Genomic DNA, 12875 nt, shown 5'->3' with positions numbered 1-12875 from the left:
ACGGCCCCGGGGGATCATCGTCTCCTCGCCCCGCCGCCTCGGCCAGGCAGCACGACGAGTCGCTCGGGAGGTGCCGCCGGCGCCGAGGTGTTTGGATCGGGGTATGAGGATCTTCTTCACCGGAGGCAGCGGCAAGGCCGGCAAGCACGTGGCGCCATACCTGGCCGGACAGGGCCACCACGTCACCAACGCCGACCTCGTCCCCCTCGGGCACCCCGGCATCACCGACCTCAGGGTCGACCTCACCGACACCGGCGAGGTGTACTCGGCCCTCGCCGGGCTGGCGACCTTCGAGGAGCTGGAGCTCCCTGAGAAGCCCGCGTACGACGCGGTGGTGCACTTCGCGGCGGTGCCGGCGATCCTGCTCACCTCCGACGCGCGGACGTACGCCACCAACGTCCTGAGCACCTACAACGTGCTCGAGGCTGCGACCCGGCTCGGCGTGCGCAAGGTGGTCTTCGCGTCCTCGGAGACGACCTACGGGATCTGCTTCGCCCAGGGCGAGCGACGACCGCTCTACGTGCCGGTGGACGAGGAGCACCCCACGGTGCCGGAGGACTCGTACGCGATGTCGAAGGTGGCAAACGAGGTGACCGCCCGGTCGTTCCAGGCGCGCACCGGTGCCGACGTCTACGGCCTGCGAATCAACAACGTCATCGAGCCGCACGAGTACGCCGAGAAGTTCCCTGACTTCCTCGCGGACCCGGCCCTGCGGCGACGAAATGTGTTCGCCTACATCGACACCCGTGACCTTGGCCAGATGGTGCAGCGCTGCCTGGAGGTCGACGGACTCGGCTACGAGGTGTTCAACGTCGCCAACGCCGACCTGTCGGTGGCGGCCACGTCGCAGGAGGTCGTGGACCGGTTCTACGACGGCGTCGACGTGCGTCGCGAGATGGAGCCCGACGAGACGTTCTACTCCATCGACAAGGCTCGCCGGCTGCTCGGGTACGAGCCCCAGCACTCGTGGCGCGACGTGCTCACGGACTCCGGGGACCGTCGACTGGAGGGGTGAGGCTGAGCGCGCGCGCCCGCCGCTGAGGCGGGGCGCTGCGCGCCGACGTCAGCGGGGAGGGCAGGAGCGCTCCGATGGTGAGCCCCGCCAGGCCGGCGAGGTACTCGTTGACCTGTTGGCCCCGCACCGACAGGTAGATGACTGCTCCCAGGGTCGAGAGGGCTGACACGATGACGGCCAGGCTCGAGACCCGGGCTGTGAACTCGTCACGCATGACGACCTCCAACCTGGGGTGGGCGGGTTGCCCAACCTCTTGTCGTCAAGGAGGTGGCGTGGTGGGCTGCTGATACCCGGAACGGGTGCTGGTCGCTGGGAGGAGGCGCGGTGCAGGAGGCGTTGGACCTGGCGTTCCCGTTCCACGGACGGTGGCTGGTGCAGAACAGTCCTGCCGACCGCGTGCCCAGCCACGGCACCACGGCGTTCGCCAGCTCGTTCGCCATCGACTTCGTGCCCGTGGACGCCGGGGGAAGGTCTGCCCCCGTACGGTTCCGTACGCTCGTGGTTACCGAGCCGCCGCAACGCTTTCCAGGCTTCGGCCGGGAGGTTCTGGCCCCGGTCGAGGGACTGGTCGTCGCGGCGGACGACGGTCAGGAGGACCATGCGGCACACCGCGGGCTCCCCTCTGTCACCTATGCCCTCACCCAGGGACGGCGAGCGGCGGCAGGCTGGGCCGCCCTCGCGGGCAACCACGTCCTCGTCCAGACGCGTCCCGGCGCCGTCGTCGCCCTGTGCCACCTGCGGCAGGGCAGCGTCGACGTCCGGGTGGGGGAGCTGGTGCGGGTCGGGCAGGAGGTGGGTCGGTGCGGCAACTCCGGCAACAGCACCGAGCCACACCTGCACGTCCAGGCCCTCGACCGCGTCGACGTGGAGCAGGCCCGACCGGTCCGCGTCACCTTCCTGGGCTCCCTTCCGCGCACGGGAGAGGTGGTCGGGGCGTAGGCCGGCCGCCGGGCGGTCCTGCGACGGTGCCGGGTCCGGCTACGAAGACGTGCGGAGGTGGCGCCAGAGCCGCCACGAGGACCACGTCACCAGGACGGCCCACACGACCGTGGACGCGCCCGACTCGTCGTCGCCTCCTGGCTGGGATCTCCAGAAGTGCTGCGGTGGGTGGATGAGCGTGTGGCGGATGCCGACGGCAAGGTAGGCGAGCCCGCGACCCATCCCCAGCGAGCCGTGACCACGGACCCGATGAGCACCACCGACGCGAGCGCGACCCAGTACCGCAGGCCCCTCGGACGGGCGGGCGTCCACCGCGCCGCGTCGTCGATCTGACGAGGACCCCGCACTCGCGCCAGCTTCACGGAGCGGACCGTACAGCACGGAGGCTGGGGCGGGTCAGCCGTCGACGAGCCCTCGGGCCAGCTGGGCAGCGCCGACCGTCACCACGCCCACGCACACCAGGTACGCCGCGAGGTGCCCGGGGGAGAGGGGCAGCCGCTCGTGCAGCAGGGAGGCGCCGAGCAGCACGGCGACGACGGGAGCGGTGGCTTCGTTGGCCGGGAAGCTCGCGGCCAGTGGTCCCACCTGGAAGGAGACCTGCGTCAGCACGAGTGCGGAGGCGCCCACCAGGAGAAGGCACCCGAGCGGCACCCACCCCTCGGGGTGCACGAGGGTGGACGGACCGGAGCCCTGCCAGAGGGTTGCCACCGAGTCCAGCAGCACCCCGACGAGACCGAACCAGGCCCCGGCCAGCGCACCGTAGGCCGCGGCCCGGACCTGCGGGGACGAAGCCCTGACGGCGAGGACCACGACGGTCCCGACAGCGGCCGCACACGCCACGGACCAGGCTGCTGCGGCCGCCGAGAGCGGGGACGCCCGGCCGGGGTCGCCGACCAGGGCGAAGAAGACGGCGAGGGAGCCCAGGATGCCGACGCAGGCCGCATAGTCACGCAGGCCGGGGACAGGTCCGCCGAGCCGGTGCCCCACGGGTAGCGCCACGGGAACCGCGAGGACGAGGAGCGGCTGGACGAGCAGCACAGGGCCGGTCGCGAGGGCGACGACCTGCAGGGCCAGTCCGACGGTGTCGCCGCCCGCGGCGGCCAGCCACCGCGGGTCGCGCAGGAGGGCGACGACGCCGCGGGCGTCGGCGCGGCCGGTCCCGCGGTGCGCCACCCGGTGCTGGACGGCCGTGGCCGTGCCGTACGCCACCGCGGACAGCACGGCACAGGGCACTGCGACGGCCAAGGACACCTCGCGACCGTATCCCTCGGACGAGGTCGAGGGCTGAAGGCGGGGGTGTGCTGGCTTCGCAGAGGCCTGGGTGCGGGCTCGCGCTACGGCACGTCAGCGCGAGGGACGGCACGTCAGCGGGCCGGCCGAGAGCCACTGCCGCGGTGCGCAACCTCCATCCGGATCCCGGTCACACCGAGCGCCAGCAGCAGCACGGACGGCAGCAGCAGCGGTGAGCGCCATGGCGCGATCTCGCCATAGCTGGTCGTCGCGACGACCAGCCCGACGGTCGTGGCCGTCCCGGCGACGAGCTCGATCGTGCTGAGGACCAGCAGAGGACCTGCGCGGCCTGCTCGCGGCCGTGCCACCACGCGCAGTGCCGCTGCGGTGAAGGCAGCGGCTGCCAGCGCGAGCACGATCCCGGGGACCAGGAAGGCGCCTCCCAGCTCGGCGCGCGGCCCTCGTGCGGTGATGATCATCGAGCCTGCGAACACCAGTGCCGCGGCGCCGACCACCAGGTGGCCGTAACCCATCCCGAGATGACTGGTGTCCCGCCCACGCTGTCCTGGTCCCACGAGCCAAGGGAACCATCGATCAGTGGCAGCACACCTGAGCACCAACACCTAGCTCTGACCAGACGGAAGGCTGACGAGGCAACCCGAATGGCTGCGGCTACGCGACCGCCCTGCGGGAGAACGTGAGGTGCGTGACGCCGTTGGGGGAGGAGACCGTCTCGACGTCGAACGCCTCCTCGACGGCCTCGAGCCCGTCCCACAGGCGCACGCCGCGGCCGAGCACGATGGGCACCTGGACGAGGTGCATGTGGTCGACGAGGCCAGCCAGGAGGAACTCGCGCACGACCGTGGCACCCCCGCCGATGCGGACGTCCAGCCCTCCGGCTGCCTCCCGGGCGACCTCGAGCGCCTCCGCCGGTGTCGCGTCGAGGAAGTGGAAGGTGGTGCCGCCCTCCATCTCCATCGGGGGCCGCGGGTGGTGGGTCAGGACGAAGGTCGGTGTGTGGAAGGGCGGGTTCGGACCCCACCAGCCCTTCCAGTCCGGGTCGTCCCCCCAGCCGGGCGGGCCGAACTTGTTGGCGCCCATGATCTCGGCCCCCATGCCGTGGTCGAAGCGTCGGGCGAAGGCGTTGTCGACACCGTCGCTCCCGCTGGGATCCCAGTACTGCGTGGCGAACATCCAGGTGTGCAGCCGCTGGCCGGCATGGCCGAACGGGGTCTCGAGCGTCTGTGGCTCGCCCGTGGCGAAGCCGTCGAGCGAGATGGCGAAGTTGTGGATCCGTGTGCGTGACATCGGCGCTCTCCTCGGTCGACAGTCGGGCGGGCTGGTCCTGCGAGGACTGACCCGACCGACCGAACATACTCATCGGCCGGGGTGGGGGGCCGAGTTCGCCTCTTCCGTCGTGGCCGACTTCGGGGAGACTGTCTTCCATGACCGCTGACGAGGTGGACGCCTACCTGGCACAGCTGGAGGAGCCGAAGAAGAGCACCCTCGAGGCGCTGCGCCGGTCGATCCTCGAGGTCGTGCCGGACGCGCAGGAGTGCATCTCCTACGGCATGCCGGCGTTCCGGGTCGGCGGGAAGGTGGTCGCCGGGTTCGCGGCGTTCACGAACCACCTGGCCTACCTGCCCCACAGCGGCACCGTGCTGGCGGACCTGGGTGACGCCCTCGAGGACTACGAGCACACGAGCGGCTCCCTGCACTTCCCGGTCGACCAGCCCCTGCCCGACGAGCTGGTGCGCAGGCTCGTCGAGGCCAAGCTCGCTCGTCTGGGCTAGCGCCGGGCCTGCGAAGAAATGTCGTGGTGGCTGTCAGCCCCCTTCCCTAGGGTGGGCGCATGCCTTCGGTGAAGCAGGTCCAGATCACCTTCGACTGCGCCCAGCCCGAGCGGGTGGCCCGCTTCTGGTGCGAGGTACTGGGGTACGTCGTCCCGCCCGCACCGCCCGGGTTCGAGTCGTGGGACGACTTCAACGCGTCGCTGCCGCCAGAGAAGCAGGACTCCGCCTTCGCCTGCGTCGACCCGGACGGAGCGGGTCCACGGCTGTTCTTCCAGCGAGTCCCCGAGGGCAAGGTCGTCAAGAACCGCGTGCACCTCGACGTCCGCGTCGGGACGGGCATGGTGGGCGAGGAGCGCCTCGCCGCGCTGGAGGCCGAGTGCGCTCGCCTTCTGCCGCTGGGCGCGACCAGGCTGCGCCTGCTGGAGGCCGACGAGGAGAACGAGTCGTGCCTGGTCATGCAGGACGTCGAGGGCAACGAGTTCTGCCTCGACTGACCACGAGCCCGGCAGAGGAGGAGCCGTCGTGGCCGTTAGCACGGGCGCCGACGAGTGGCAGGCCGACGGCCTCGACCTGGCCGGTTACCTGCACCGTCTCCAGCTGCCGGCGCTGGCTCCCAGCCGGGGAGCGCTCGCCGAGCTGCACGAGCGGCACGTCCGCACCTTCACGTTCGACAACATCGACGTGTTCCTCGGCCAGCACCCCGGCGTCTCCCTCGACCGGGTGCAGGAGAAGTTCGTCGGCCGGGGCCGTGGCGGCTACTGCTTCGAGCACAGCACGATCTTCGCCGCCGCCCTGCAACGCCTCGGCTACGACGTCAGGCGCCACCTGGGACGGGTTGGCGACCCGACGACCGGCAGGCAGCAGGGCCGCACGCACATGGTCGTCGAAGTCGTCCTCGACGGGGAGCGGCTGCTCTGCGACCCGGGCTTCGGCATGAGCCTGCGCCGCCCGATACCGATGGTCGACGGGTCCGAGGACGACTACCTGCCGGGCTGGCGCTACCGCATGCGCCACACCCGAGGTGGCTGGGCCCTGGACCGGCACCGCGACGGGGGCTGGGAGGTGACCCACACGACCGACGAGCTCGAGGTGCGGCCTGTCGACGTGGTCATGGGCCACCACTTCACGAGCACGTTCCCCGGGTCCCACTTCACGCAGGGACTCATCCTCACCAAGCACCTGCCCGGCAGCCACGTCGCGGTGACCGAGGAGACCCTGACCATCCGCACTCCCGGGCAGCCGACCGAGCACCGACCCCTGCGCCCCGGAGAGCACGACGAGTGGCTCACCGCGCTGGGCGTGCCGCTGACGGCCGACGAGCGCAGCCGCCTCCTGGACAAGCTGAAGGATCCCTGACAGACGTCACGGCCAGGTCGTGACGCGCATCGCGGGTCCCACCGGGTGGCCGGCGGCACGGTGGGGTCATGACCACGCGAGGATCGCTATGGCGCCCCGGCCGATGCTCCGTTCGCGCCTGATCGCCGCACTCGCCGCCGCGACGGAGGTCGACTCTGCGAGGCTTGGGGCTGTGAGCACGCACCCCGAGCCCCGGCCTGCCGAGGAGTTCGCCGAGCCGCGTCCCCGACTGCTCACCGGCGACGAGGATCAGCCGCTCAGCGGGCGCCTGCTCGGCGTGTTCTTCGCCGGCATCTGGCTCGTGTTCCTCTCCGACGCCTTCTCCGCGGCGTGGAGCGACCGGACCGAGCTGCGCGGGGACACGGCGCTGACGGTGCTCGTCGCGTTCGTCGTCCTCTACCTCGCCCACTTCCTGCACCTGCGGCGGGCCGTATGGGGGGCGCTGGGCACTCCGCCGCGCACCTGGTACGTCTCCCGGGTCGGGCTGTTGTCCTGGGTGGGCCTGGCGGTGCTGGCCGCCCTGTCGACCGTCACGGTGGGACAGGAGGGCGCCAGCACCTGGGTCTTCCTCGCGGTCTCGGGGCTGTGGACGTTCCGGCTGCGGCTGGGCCTGGTCCTCGGCCTGGTCCTGGTGGTCCTCTACGAGTTCCTCACCTTCCACGTCGACACCTGGACCCACGACGCGAGCATCAGCATGTCCATGGTCCTCGCCATGGCTGCCGTCACCGGGGCCATGGTGGCGGCGCAGCGCCAGCGCGCCCTCGCCGAGGCGCGCCAGGAGAACGCGCAGCTGGCCATCCAGGAGGAGCGCAACCGGATGGCCCGCGACGTCCACGACATCCTCGGCCACAGCCTGACCGTCATCACGGTCAAGGCCGAGCTCGCCGCCCGACTCCTCGAGGTCAGCCCCGAGCGGGCCCGCGCCGAGGTCGCCGACCTCGAGCGGCTCGCGCGCGACGCCCTGGCAGACGTCCGCCAGGCGGTGGTCGGGTTCCGCGAGATGTCCCTGCCGGCCGAGCTCGCCCGCGCGCGGGCAGCCCTCGCCACGGCCGGGATCGAGGCCGACCTCCCCACCGCCGTCGACGCCGTACCCACCCGGCTGCGCGAGGTATGTGCCTGGACCCTGCGCGAGGGCGTCACCAACGTGATCCGGCACAGCGGAGCCACCACCTGCAGCGTCACCCTCGACGAAACCGGAATCTGCGTGCGCGACGACGGCACCGGGCCCGTGCCCGGCACACCGGGCACGGGCCTGCTCGGCCTCACCGAGCGCGCCGAAGCGGCGGGGGCGCACCTGCGGACACGGGGGTTGGTGCCGCACGGGTTCGAGCTCGCCGTGCGCACGGCGGCCCGACCCCTTGGCGGCGGAGTCGACCCCGGTGAGAAGGTGGACGCGTGACGATCAGGTTGCTCCTCGCCGACGACCAGGCCCTGGTGCGCGGCGCCCTCGCGACGCTGCTCGGGCTCGAGCCCGACATGGAGGTCGTGTCCGAGGTGGGCCGCGGCGACGAGGTGGTCGAGGCTGCCCGTCGCACCTCACCGGACGTCGCCCTCGTCGACGTGGAGATGCCCGGCCTCGACGGGATCGCCGCCACCGCCGCGCTGCACGAGGCGCTGCCGGGGGTACGGGTGCTCATCGTGACGACGTTCGGCCGCCCGGGGTTCCTGCGGCGCGCCCTGCAGGCCGGCGCGAGCGGGTTCGTCGTCAAGGACACCCCGGCGCGCCAGCTCGCGGAGGCGGTACGCCGCGTCGCCGCAGGGCTGCGCGTGGTCGACCCCGCGCTCGCGGCCGACTCGCTCTCCGGCGGGGAGTCGCCGCTCACCGCCCGGGAGACCGAGGTGCTGCTCGCCGCCCGGGGGGGTGGTTCGGTCGCGGACATCGCCCGGCACGTCAGCCTCTCCGAGGGCACCGTGCGCAACCACCTGTCATCTGCGATCGGCAAGACCATGGCGCGCAACCGGGCTGACGCCGTCCGCATCGCCGACGAGTTCGGCTGGCTCTAGGAACCGCTGCGCACCTCGATGCGCAACCACGTGAACGCACCGAGGTCCTCGACCGTCAGCGACCGCGGACCCTCCAGGTCGTCGGCCAGGAACCTCACCGAGGTCCCCGACCTCTCGCCCGGCGTGACCGGCCGCTCGCCCGGCGTGACCGGCAGCAGCTCGTCGTCGGGGAGGCCGTGGCGGTAGGTCTGCGACCACGCGCCGTCGACCCGGTGGTTCTCGTGCACGAGCACCGAGCTGAGGGCGGCCACCGTCGACATCCCCCGCCTGGGTAGGCCGTCGGGCAGGCGAGGCCCGTCGACGGCGTCGAAGAACCTGACGTCCCGCGTCGCCATCACCGGCTTGCGGACGACGCGACCCTCAGCGTCCACCCGGGTGTCGGTGCCACGCCCGTCGTCGGCCACGGTGACCGAGCCGTCGCCGTGCTCCGTGACCACCGCACGGCCCACGCGACCCAGCGCCTGCGCCTCGTCGTCGGCGTACGCGAGCACCTCGAGGAGCAGGTGCCTTCGGCCGCCGACCTCCCACGCCTGCCCACCGACCTGCCCTGTCCGCGCACCGCGACGCACATCGGCGAGGTGCTCGACGTCGAGGTCGCAGGCCCAGTCGTGGGTGGTCACGGTCCACGTCGATCGCTCGCTCACGACCTCGACCCTAGGCCCCCGGCGCCGCCTCCTCTGCACCCGCGACGGACCGGCCCGACGGCGTCCCGAACCACGTCGTGAGCGCCTGCACCAGCCCGGCACCCGTCCCGTCGCCGACCCACGCCACGTGCCCGTCAGGCCGCACCAGCACCGCGGGGGGCGCCTCGACCGCACCGACCACCGGCAGCTCCCATGGCCCGGTGTACGACGCGTCGACGAGCTGTACCCGGTCGGCCCAGCAGCCCACGTCCAGGGCTCCGGGCCGTCCGAGGTTGACCAGCACCGGACGCGCCGAGTGCAGCAGCGGGTAGACGCGCACCACCTCGTCGCCGACCTGCAGGTCGAGGTCGGGCATCCGCCGCCCCAGCAGCGGGTGTCCTTCGCCGAGGTCGTAGCGCACGTCGAGGCCGGAGATGATGCCCACGACGTGGCGCCGCGGCTCGTCCATCGCCACCAGCTCGTCCAGCAGCTCCCGCACCGCCGCGATGCGGGCGTCCTGCCGCTGGAGCGCGCTGACCGACTTGCTGTACTCCAGCGCACGGGCGCCCGCCGGGTGGCGCTCGGCGTGGTAGGTGTCGAGCAGTGTCTCGGGCGAGACGCCGTGCACCACTTGCGCGAGCTTCCAGCCCAGGTTCACCGCGTCCTGGACCCCGAGCCCGATGCCCTGACCGCCGGCGGGGGAGTGGATGTGGGCGGCGTCGCCGGCCACCAGGACCCTGCCCTTGCGGTACGTCGCCGCCTGGCGGGTCGCGTCGGTGAACCTCGAGATCCACGTCGGGTCGTGGACGCCGAAGTCGGTGCCGTAGACCGCCTGCAGGTTGGCGCTGAGGTCGGCCAGCGTGGGTTCGGTCGTGGCGCCCAGCTCTGCCTCGCCAGAGACCACCCGCACGGTGTGCCCGTTCTCCATGAAGCTGAGCCCGTGCACCCCCTGGGCGTCGAGCTTCACGCCCTGCGGCAGCTCCTGGGTGACCTCGACCTCGGCGATGAGCGCACTCTGGGTCGCCTCCCACCCGGGGAACTCGATCCCGGCGGCCTTGCGGACCGCGCTGCGCCCACCGTCGGCGCCGACGACGTACTGCGCCCGCACCACCTCACCGCCGTTCAGCCGCACGTCGACACCGTCATCGCCCTCGACGAGGCCCGTGACCTCGACCCCGCGACGGGTCGGTACGCCCAGCTCCTCGACCCAGCCGGCCAGGATCCGTTCGATGTGGTTCTGCCACAGGCCGAGCGTGTACGGGTGCCGGGTCGGGAAGTCGCTCATGTCGAGCATGAGCCGCCCCGAGTACGGCACGTCGTAGGTCTTGCCCTCGGCCAGGAACCTGTCGGCGATGCCCCGCTGGTCGAGGATCTCGATCGTGCGCGCGTGGAAGCCGCCGGCGCGTGACCCCAGCAGCTCGGCTGTCGGCCGACGCTCGAGCACCACGACGTCGACGCCTGCCAGGGCGAGCTCACCAGCCAGCATCAGGCCCGTCGGACCGCCGCCCACGACCGCCACGTCCACCATGTCCACCACGTTCATCTCCCCCTGCTCGTCACCGCCCGTCGCCGGGCACGGCCGCCCAGTGTGGAGCACCCCGGGGGCCTTGCCGCAAGCCCCCGGTCGCGCTATACCTTGGTAGTGGCGAGGAGCAGTGCTCCTCGCCTTCGTCGTGGGTGGGGTGGCGGCCGAGGCGCCGGCCGCGCGGCGTCGCCCAGGTGCCGGTCAGGCCGTGGCGACCGGGCGGGCAGGGTCGGTGATCCACTCGCTCCACGACCCGACGTAGAGCGCGGCGTCGATGCCCGCCTCGTGCATGGCCAGCAGGGCGTGCGCGGCAGTGACGCCCGAGCCGCAGTAGACGCCCACAGGTGCGCTGGCGGTGCCGATCCCCAACCGGGAGTAGTGCTCCCGCAGCCCAGCCGGCTCGAGGAACCTGCCGTCGGGTCGGGCGTTGTCGGTCGTCGGGGCATTGACCGCGCCGGGGATGTGGCCGGCCACCGGGTCGATCGGCTCGGACAGCCCTGCGAACCGTTCCGCCGCCCTCGCGTCCACCAGGGTCCCCGTGCGGGCGACCTTCGCGGCTGCGTCCGCGTCGAGGACGGGTAGCGATCCCGGCCGTGCGGTGAAAGCGCCTGCGCCTGCCACCGGGACCTCGGCCGTCGTCGGCCCGCCGTCCTCGACCCACGCGGACAGCCCGCCGTCGAGCACCCGCACGTCCTGGAGCCCGACCCAGCGCAGCACCCACCATGCGCGTGCCGCCGCGAAGGACGGCCCCTGGTCGTACACGACCACCCGGCTGTCCTGGTCGACCCCGGCACGCCGCAGCGCCGCCGCGACGACCTGGGGATCGGGCAGCGGGTGCCTACCACGGGGTCCTGGCGGGCCGGCGAGCTCGGCGTCGAGGTCGACGTACGCGGCCCCGGGCAGGTGCTCCGCGGCATACCGCTCACGGCCGCTCGGCCCCTGCGCGCCGGTGAGGACCCACTGCACGTCGATGACGACGGGCGGGGAGGGCTGGGCGAGCTCGGCTCGCAGGTCGGCGGCATCGACGAGGGCGCTCATTCGGCCAGTCAAGCAGCAGATGGGACACTGGTGCCGCCATGACCGCCACCACCGCACCCCAGACCCACGCGCCGCGCCCCGGCACCGCGACGCCCGGCACCGCCGTGCTGCCGCCGCTGCAGATCGGGCGCCACACCATCGGGTCGCCCGTCGTGCTCGCGCCGATGGCCGGCATCACCAACCGGGCGTTCCGCAAGCTGTGCCGCGAGTACGGCGAGAACGGGCTGGAAGCGGGTGGCGCGAGTGGCGCCACGTCGCTCTACGTCAGCGAGATGATCACCTCCCGCGCGCTGGTCGAGCGCACCCCGGAGTCGATGAGGCTGATCGAGCACGACCCGGAGGAGTCGCCCCGGTCGATCCAGCTCTACGGCGTCGACCCCGCGACGGTCGGGGCGGCGGTGCGGATGCTCGTCACCGAGGACCGGGCCGACCACATCGACCTCAACTTCGGCTGCCCGGTCCCGAAGGTCACCCGCAAGGGTGGCGGCGCGGCGCTGCCGTGGAAGAAGGATCTCTTCGAGGCCATCGTGACCACCGCGGTGCGGGAGGCGAGCCCGTACGACGTGCCGGTCACCGTGAAGATGCGCAAGGGCATCGACGACGACCACCTGACCTACCTCGAGGCCGGCCTCACCGCCGAACGCGCAGGCGTGGCCGCCGTTGCGCTGCATGGCCGTACGGCGTCGCAGGCCTACTCGGGGCAGGCCGACTGGAGCGCCATCGCCCGGCTCAAGGAGACGGTGCGGACCGTCCCGGTCCTCGGCAACGGCGACATCTGGTCGGCCGAGGACGCGGTGCGCATGGTGCACGAGACGGGGTGCGACGGCGTCGTCGTCGGCCGCGGGTGCCTGGGGCGGCCCTGGCTGTTCACCGACCTCGCCGCGGCGTTCGCCGGCACCACGGCGCGGGCGCAGCCCACGCTGGGGGAGGTGACGGCCACGATGCGCCGTCACACCGAGTACCTCGTCGACTTCTACGGTGACGAGTACAAGGCCTGCCGCGACATCCGCAAGCACATCGCCTGGTACCTCAAGGGATTCCCCGCCGGCTCGACGGTGCGGCACTCGCTGGCGCTGGTCGACTCGCTGGAGGCGCTCGACGCGCTGATCGCCACCATGGAGGCCGACGCCCCCTGGCCGGGAGAGGCCGCCGAGGGGCAGCGGGGGCGGGCCGGTTCACCCCGACACGTCGCGCTGCCCGACGGCTGGCTGAGCTCCCGGACCCTGGACGACGCGTCACGCGAGGCGGTCGCGCAGGCCGAGCTGTCCGTCTCCGGGGGCTGACCGGGCAGGGGGGAGCCCGCTGTCCCTCGACCGGCCTGGGACATACCCCTCGTCGAGGGACGAACTCCT

The 12875-nt window shown here is 72.5% G+C and carries 15 protein-coding genes; 8 read left to right on the top strand and 7 right to left on the bottom strand.

Annotated elements, in window-relative coordinates; genetic code table 11:
- Window positions 1-103: 103 nt before the first annotated feature.
- Entirely contained in the window at window positions 104-1015 is a 912-nt protein-coding gene (locus AB4Z02_RS00675) for an NAD-dependent epimerase/dehydratase family protein (protein ID WP_056884611.1), read from the top strand.
- Here the strand turns inward: AB4Z02_RS00675 and AB4Z02_RS00670 are convergent.
- Window positions 981-1229 carry a hypothetical protein gene (locus tag AB4Z02_RS00670; protein ID WP_441968483.1) on the bottom strand — a complete coding sequence of 83 codons (249 nt, stop codon included), beginning with the start codon at window positions 1227-1229 and terminating at the stop codon, window positions 981-983. The genes AB4Z02_RS00675 and AB4Z02_RS00670 overlap by 35 nt on opposite strands.
- Window positions 1230-1339: 110 nt before the next feature.
- On the opposite strand from AB4Z02_RS00670, the gene AB4Z02_RS00665 reads away from it, so the two are divergent.
- Window positions 1340-1954, top strand: coding sequence for a M23 family metallopeptidase (locus tag AB4Z02_RS00665; protein ID WP_441968481.1), 615 nt, complete (start codon window positions 1340-1342; stop codon window positions 1952-1954).
- A 396-nt stretch (window positions 1955-2350) separates the two neighbouring features.
- Here AB4Z02_RS00665 and AB4Z02_RS00660 read toward each other — a convergent pair whose 3' ends face one another.
- From AB4Z02_RS00660 to AB4Z02_RS00650, 3 genes are all read right to left on the bottom strand, one after another.
- Window positions 2351-3205, bottom strand: coding sequence for a DMT family transporter (locus AB4Z02_RS00660; protein ID WP_441968479.1), 855 nt, complete (start codon window positions 3203-3205; stop codon window positions 2351-2353).
- Between the two features lie 113 nt (window positions 3206-3318).
- On the bottom strand, window positions 3319-3717 hold the full coding sequence (locus AB4Z02_RS00655) for a hypothetical protein (protein WP_441968477.1): 399 nt from the start codon (window positions 3715-3717) through the stop codon (window positions 3319-3321).
- Window positions 3718-3856: 139 nt separating this feature from the next.
- Window positions 3857-4492, bottom strand: coding sequence for a dihydrofolate reductase family protein (locus AB4Z02_RS00650; protein ID WP_441968475.1), 636 nt, complete (start codon window positions 4490-4492; stop codon window positions 3857-3859).
- A gap of 137 nt (window positions 4493-4629) precedes the next feature.
- On the opposite strand from AB4Z02_RS00650, the gene AB4Z02_RS00645 reads away from it, so the two are divergent.
- The 5 genes from AB4Z02_RS00645 (at window position 4630) to AB4Z02_RS00625 (ending at window position 8337) form a co-directional block, all read left to right on the top strand.
- A complete protein-coding gene (locus tag AB4Z02_RS00645) occupies window positions 4630-4977 on the top strand; it encodes an iron chaperone (RefSeq protein ID WP_441968473.1) in 348 nt (115 codons plus the stop codon).
- Window positions 4978-5036: 59 nt separating this feature from the next.
- Window positions 5037-5471, top strand: coding sequence for a VOC family protein (locus tag AB4Z02_RS00640; RefSeq protein WP_056884604.1), 435 nt, complete (start codon window positions 5037-5039; stop codon window positions 5469-5471).
- Window positions 5472-5499: 28 nt separating this feature from the next.
- Window positions 5500-6333, top strand: a complete 834-nt coding sequence (locus AB4Z02_RS00635; protein ID WP_441968470.1) for an arylamine N-acetyltransferase family protein — start codon at window positions 5500-5502, stop codon at window positions 6331-6333.
- Between the two features lie 172 nt (window positions 6334-6505).
- Window positions 6506-7732, top strand: coding sequence for a sensor histidine kinase (locus AB4Z02_RS00630; protein ID WP_441968468.1), 1227 nt, complete (start codon window positions 6506-6508; stop codon window positions 7730-7732).
- A complete protein-coding gene (locus AB4Z02_RS00625; RefSeq protein WP_056884602.1) occupies window positions 7729-8337 on the top strand; it encodes a response regulator transcription factor in 609 nt (202 codons plus the stop codon). Before AB4Z02_RS00630 ends, AB4Z02_RS00625 begins: the two co-directional genes overlap by 4 nt.
- On the opposite strand, the gene AB4Z02_RS00620 is transcribed toward AB4Z02_RS00625, so the two are convergent.
- The 3 genes from AB4Z02_RS00620 to AB4Z02_RS00610 all read right to left on the bottom strand — a co-directional run bounded on the left by AB4Z02_RS00620 (window position 8334) and on the right by AB4Z02_RS00610 (window position 11523).
- Window positions 8334-8981 carry an ATP-binding protein gene (locus tag AB4Z02_RS00620; protein WP_441968466.1) on the bottom strand — a complete coding sequence of 216 codons (648 nt, stop codon included), beginning with the start codon at window positions 8979-8981 and terminating at the stop codon, window positions 8334-8336. The two genes, AB4Z02_RS00625 and AB4Z02_RS00620, sit on opposite strands and share 4 nt — an antisense overlap.
- 10 nt (window positions 8982-8991) lie before the next feature.
- Window positions 8992-10593, bottom strand: coding sequence for an FAD-dependent monooxygenase (locus AB4Z02_RS00615; protein WP_441968648.1), 1602 nt, complete (start codon window positions 10591-10593; stop codon window positions 8992-8994).
- A 93-nt stretch (window positions 10594-10686) separates the two neighbouring features.
- On the bottom strand, window positions 10687-11523 hold the full coding sequence (locus tag AB4Z02_RS00610; RefSeq protein WP_441968464.1) for a sulfurtransferase: 837 nt from the start codon (window positions 11521-11523) through the stop codon (window positions 10687-10689).
- A 38-nt stretch (window positions 11524-11561) separates the two neighbouring features.
- Here AB4Z02_RS00610 and dusB point away from each other — a divergent pair, with 38 nt between their 5' ends.
- Window positions 11562-12806, top strand: coding sequence for a tRNA dihydrouridine synthase DusB (gene dusB, locus AB4Z02_RS00605; RefSeq protein WP_441968462.1), 1245 nt, complete (start codon window positions 11562-11564; stop codon window positions 12804-12806).
- Window positions 12807-12875: the final 69 nt, after the last annotated feature.

The sequence above is a fragment of the Pedococcus sp. 2YAF34 genome (genome assembly GCF_052114585.1).
GTDB lineage: Bacteria > Actinomycetota > Actinomycetes > Actinomycetales > Dermatophilaceae > Pedococcus.
This window is presented reverse-complemented; position numbering and strand designations above follow the sequence as displayed.